At 30.5% G+C, this 4,701-nt stretch carries 6 protein-coding genes and 1 pseudogene; all 7 read left to right on the top strand.

What is annotated here, in order from left to right:
* Positions 1-118: pseudogene (locus tag VLM92_RS17345) on the top strand (elongation factor Ts); the annotation flags it as partial.
* Between the two features lie 167 nt (positions 119-285).
* Positions 286-990 (top strand): UMP kinase, encoded by a 705-nt coding sequence (gene pyrH / locus VLM92_RS10220; protein ID WP_325276243.1) that lies wholly within the window; start codon positions 286-288, stop codon positions 988-990.
* A 106-nt stretch (positions 991-1,096) separates the two neighbouring features.
* A complete protein-coding gene (gene frr / locus VLM92_RS10215; protein WP_325276242.1) occupies positions 1,097-1,654 on the top strand; it encodes a ribosome recycling factor in 558 nt (185 codons plus the stop codon).
* Positions 1,655-1,656: 2 nt separating this feature from the next.
* Positions 1,657-1,860, top strand: coding sequence for a hypothetical protein (locus tag VLM92_RS10210; RefSeq protein ID WP_325276241.1), 204 nt, complete (start codon positions 1,657-1,659; stop codon positions 1,858-1,860).
* Between the two features lie 28 nt (positions 1,861-1,888).
* Positions 1,889-2,614, top strand: a complete 726-nt coding sequence (locus VLM92_RS10205; protein WP_325276240.1) for an isoprenyl transferase — start codon at positions 1,889-1,891, stop codon at positions 2,612-2,614.
* 11 nt (positions 2,615-2,625) lie between these two features.
* Complete coding sequence (locus VLM92_RS10200; protein WP_325276239.1) at positions 2,626-3,405, top strand: phosphatidate cytidylyltransferase; 780 nt, start codon at positions 2,626-2,628, stop codon at positions 3,403-3,405.
* A 117-nt stretch (positions 3,406-3,522) separates the two neighbouring features.
* A complete protein-coding gene (locus tag VLM92_RS10195; RefSeq protein ID WP_325276238.1) occupies positions 3,523-4,674 on the top strand; it encodes a 1-deoxy-D-xylulose-5-phosphate reductoisomerase in 1,152 nt (383 codons plus the stop codon).
* The last annotated feature ends 27 nt before the right edge of the window (positions 4,675-4,701 follow it).

Below are 4,701 nucleotides of genomic sequence, written 5' to 3'. Positions count from 1 at the left end.
TGCTAAAAAAGTAGGAGCAGAAATAGAAGTTGTTAGAGTTGTAAGATTCGAAGTTGGAGAAGGTATAGAAAAGAAAGAAGAAAACTTTGCAGAAGAAGTTGCTAAGCAACTTAAGTAATTACTAAAAGAGGACACTTAAGTGTTCTCTTTTTTTAAGAAAAGCAAATTTTAATATAAATAAACATATAAATATAAATATATAACAGTTATATGGGCGTAAGATTCATAAAGATTGTTAAAAATATATAAGGAAGTAATTTTAGTTCAAACGAGGAGGATTTCTAAATGAGTAACCCAATGTACAAAAGAGTGCTGCTAAAAATTAGTGGAGAAGCATTATCAGGTGATAAAGGTTTTGGAATAAACAACGATGTTGTTAACGAAATCGCTATTGCTATAAAGAAGATACAAGCAATAGGTGTTGAAGTATCTGTAGTTGTAGGTGGAGGTAACTTCTGGAGAGGAAGAACATCAGAAGGAATGGACAGAAGTACAGCAGATTACATAGGAATGCTTGCAACAGTAATGAACGCTATGGCACTACAAGATGCACTTGAAAATATAGGTGTTCAAACAAGAGTTCAAACAGCTATCGAAATGAGACAAATAGCAGAACCATATATAAGAAGAAAAGCAGTTAGACACTTAGAAAAAGAAAGAGTAGTTATATTTGGTGCAGGAACTGGAAATCCATATTTCTCAACAGATACAGCTGCAGCTCTACGTGCTGCTGAAATGGAAGCTGAAGTTATATTACTTGCTAAAAACGTTGATGCAGTATATGACAAAGATCCAAAAGTGCATGCAGATGCAGTTAAATTTGATGAATTAAGTTATATAGAAGTTCTTCAAAAAGAATTAAAAGTAATGGATTCAACTGCTACATCTTTATGTATGGATAATCAGATTCCTATAAAGGTATTTGAACTTTCAACGGAGAATATAATTAGAGCAGTAATGGGTGAAAATATAGGAACAACAGTTAAATAAAATTCGCTTCGCTCATATCGCCAACGACCTTGGAAAACAGGTCCGTTGCTAAAGCCTAGCGGTGGGAAATTAAAATTCGATATATATATAATAGGAGGATTGAATCATGAAATTAGAAACACACAAGCAATTAGAAACTAAAATGAATAAAACTATAGATGCACTTAAGCATGAATACACTACTATAAGAGCTGGTAGAGCAAATGCTCAAATGTTAGACAAAATAAGAGTAGACTACTACGGAACTCCAACTCCAGTAAACCAAATAGGAGCAGTATCAGTTCCAGAACCAAGAACAATAATGATAAGCCCTTGGGATAAGTCAGCTATGTCTGAAATAGAAAAAGCTATAAGAAACTCTGATTTAGGACTTAACCCAACAAATGACGGTCAAGTTATAAGATTATCAGTTCCAGCTTTAACAGAAGAAAGAAGAAAAGAATTAAGTAAAAAAGCTCACAAAGTAGCTGAAGAATACAAAGTAAGATTAAGAAATGAAAGAAGAGACGCTAACGATTCATTAAAGAAAATGGAAAAAGAAGGCGAAATAACTGAAGATGAATTAAAGAAAGCTCAAGATGAAGTTCAAAAGATAACTGACAAATTCATCAAAGAAATAGATGCATTAGCAGTAGCTAAAGAAAAGGATATAATGGAGGTATAATATTGGAAAAATATTATAACCTTTTGGGCCTTCATGTAAACCATGTAGAAGAATTTTTTAAAAAACAAAATATAAACTACACTATAGAAACTATAAAAGGTAAAAAAGACGCAGAGAAACTAACAGTTCCTAAAGTTATAAAAATATCTCAAATAGAAGATGGTGTAAAAATTTTAATAACATATTTTTCTGACTCCTTGAAATAGGGGTCAGAAACTCTATTGGAGGCATAAAATGAATTTATATGACATAGATTTAAATAAAGTGCCTACTCATATAGCTATAATCATGGATGGGAATGGTAGATGGGCAAAATCTAGATTTTTACCAAGAACAGCAGGACATAAAGCGGGAGTAGAAACAATTAGAAAAGTACTAAAAGAGTGTCAAAGATTAGGTGTAAAACATTTAACATTATATGCATTTTCAACAGAAAACTGGAAAAGACCTAAGCTTGAAGTAGACACATTAATGAACTTATTATCTACATACTTAAAAAAAGAAGTAACAGAACTACATAAAAACAACGTAAAAGTAACAACAATAGGGGACACAGAAAAATTACCAAAGGCTTGCATAGATGAATTAGAAAGAGCATATGAGCTTACTAAATTCAATAGTGGAGTTAATTTAAACTTAGCACTAAACTATGGAAGCAGATATGACATAAAAAATGCTGTAATAGATATAGTAAAAGACTCAAAATGTGGTAAACTAGATATAGAAAACATAAACGAAGATACTATAACAAATTATTTAAGCACAAAGTCCATCCAAGACCCAGATTTAATAATAAGAACAAGTGGGGAACAAAGACTAAGCAACTTCCTACTATGGGAAGCGGCATACTCTGAATTTTACTTCACAGATATACATTGGCCAGATTTTAATGAAAAAGAACTTCAAAAGGCTATATATGAATATCAAAATAGAGACAGAAGGTTTGGTGGGCTTAAGTAAGGAGATAATATATGCTTACAAGAATTATTGCTGGGCTAGCCCTAGTACCATTATCTATAATTATAATAATAGGTGGACTGCCTTTATACATAGCAGAATTAGCAATAGTTTGTACTGCTTTAAATGAGTTTTATAAAGCATTTAAGGTAAAAGATATAAACCCACTATTTAACATAGGATATATATTTGCAGGGTATTTACTAATAAAAAATATTTATGGACTAGACATACAATACTCATATGTATTAGCATTTATATTATTTTTAATCTCAATAACATACTTATTAAGATGTAAAAATAACATATTAGACATAGCTATAACATTCTTAGGGATTTTTTATGTAGCCATATTTTTAGACTATATAGTACTTACAATAAATGATTTTGAACTTGGAAACATATATGTATGGCTTATATTTACAATAGCTTTTGCTACGGATACATTTGCGTATTTCAGTGGATACCTATTTGGTAAACATAAACTAATCCCAAAAGTAAGTCCTAAAAAAACAATAGAAGGTGCTATTGGAGGGATATTAGGAAGTACAATTTGTGCTATATTATTTGGTTACATATTTAAACTTAACATAGTACCATTAATAGTAATAGGTAGTGTAGGAAGTATAGTAGCACAATTTGGAGATTTATTTGCATCTTCAATAAAAAGATACGTAGGAATAAAAGACTATGGAAAATTAATACCAGGACATGGTGGTATATTAGATAGATTTGACAGTGTTATATTAGTAGCACCATTTGTATATTTCGCAATAACATTCTTTATTAAGTAAGCTCTAACTAAACGTTGGAGCTTTTTTTATGAAGAAATCTTCAAAGATGATAAAAAAGTTTTAATTAATGGTATAATATAAAGGTTAACAAATTAAAATTATAGAAAGGGAAGTAAAATGAAAAAAATATCAATACTAGGATCCACAGGATCAATAGGTAAACAAACGCTAGATGTAGTAAGACAAAATAAAGATAAATTTGAAGTAGTAGCAATATCTGCAAATAGCAGTGTAGATTTATTACTGCAACAAATAAAAGAATTTAAACCAAAATACGTAGCAGTATATGACGAAGTTAGTGCATTAAAACTAAAATCAATGATACCAAATGATATAAATATAGAAGTATTAAGTGGAATGGAAGGACTAAAAGTAATATCATCACTTTCTGAAATAGACGTATTATTAACAGCAATAGTAGGAATGATAGGACTAGTTCCAACACTAGAAGCTATAAAAAATGGCAAAGATATAGCACTAGCTAACAAAGAAACACTAGTATGTGCAGGGGACCTTGTAATGAGTGAAGCTAAAAAATATGGTGTAAATATACTTCCAGTAGATAGTGAACACAGTGCAATATTCCAATGCTTAAATGGAGAAAAAAATAAAGAAATAGAAAAAATAATACTAACAGCATCAGGTGGACCATTTAGAGGAAAAACTAAAGAAGACTTACTAAACGTAACTAAAAACCAAGCACTAAAACATCCAAACTGGTCAATGGGTAGAAAAATAAGCATAGACTCATCAACACTAATGAACAAAGGGCTAGAAGTAATAGAAGCAAAGTGGTTATTTGGTGTGCAACATGATCAAATAGATGTAGTAGTACACCCACAAAGTATAATACACTCAATGGTACAATTTATAGATAGCTCTGTAATGGCACAACTAGGATGCCCTGACATGAGATTACCAATACAATATGCACTTACATATCCTGATAGAATAGTAAATGACTTTGAAAGATTAGACTTAGCAAAAATAGCAACATTAACATTTGAAAACCCAGATTTAGATACATTCCCATGTCTAAAGCTTGCTTATGACACATTAAAAATGGGAGGAACATACTCAGCAGTACTAAATAGTGCAAATGAAGTATTAGTAAATGAATTTTTAGAGGATAAAATTGGATTCTATGACATACCATATTATATAGAAAAAACTTTAGAAGCTCATAATAGTATAGAAAAGCCAAATCTAGAAGAAATACTGCAAATAGATAAATGGGCTAGAGAATACGTATTAAGTTGCATAAAGTAGGTACATAAAATATAACAAAAGATACAA

This window comes from Romboutsia sp. (assembly GCF_035470145.1).
Classification (GTDB): Bacteria; Bacillota; Clostridia; order Peptostreptococcales; family Peptostreptococcaceae; genus Romboutsia_D.
This window is presented reverse-complemented; position numbering and strand designations above follow the sequence as displayed.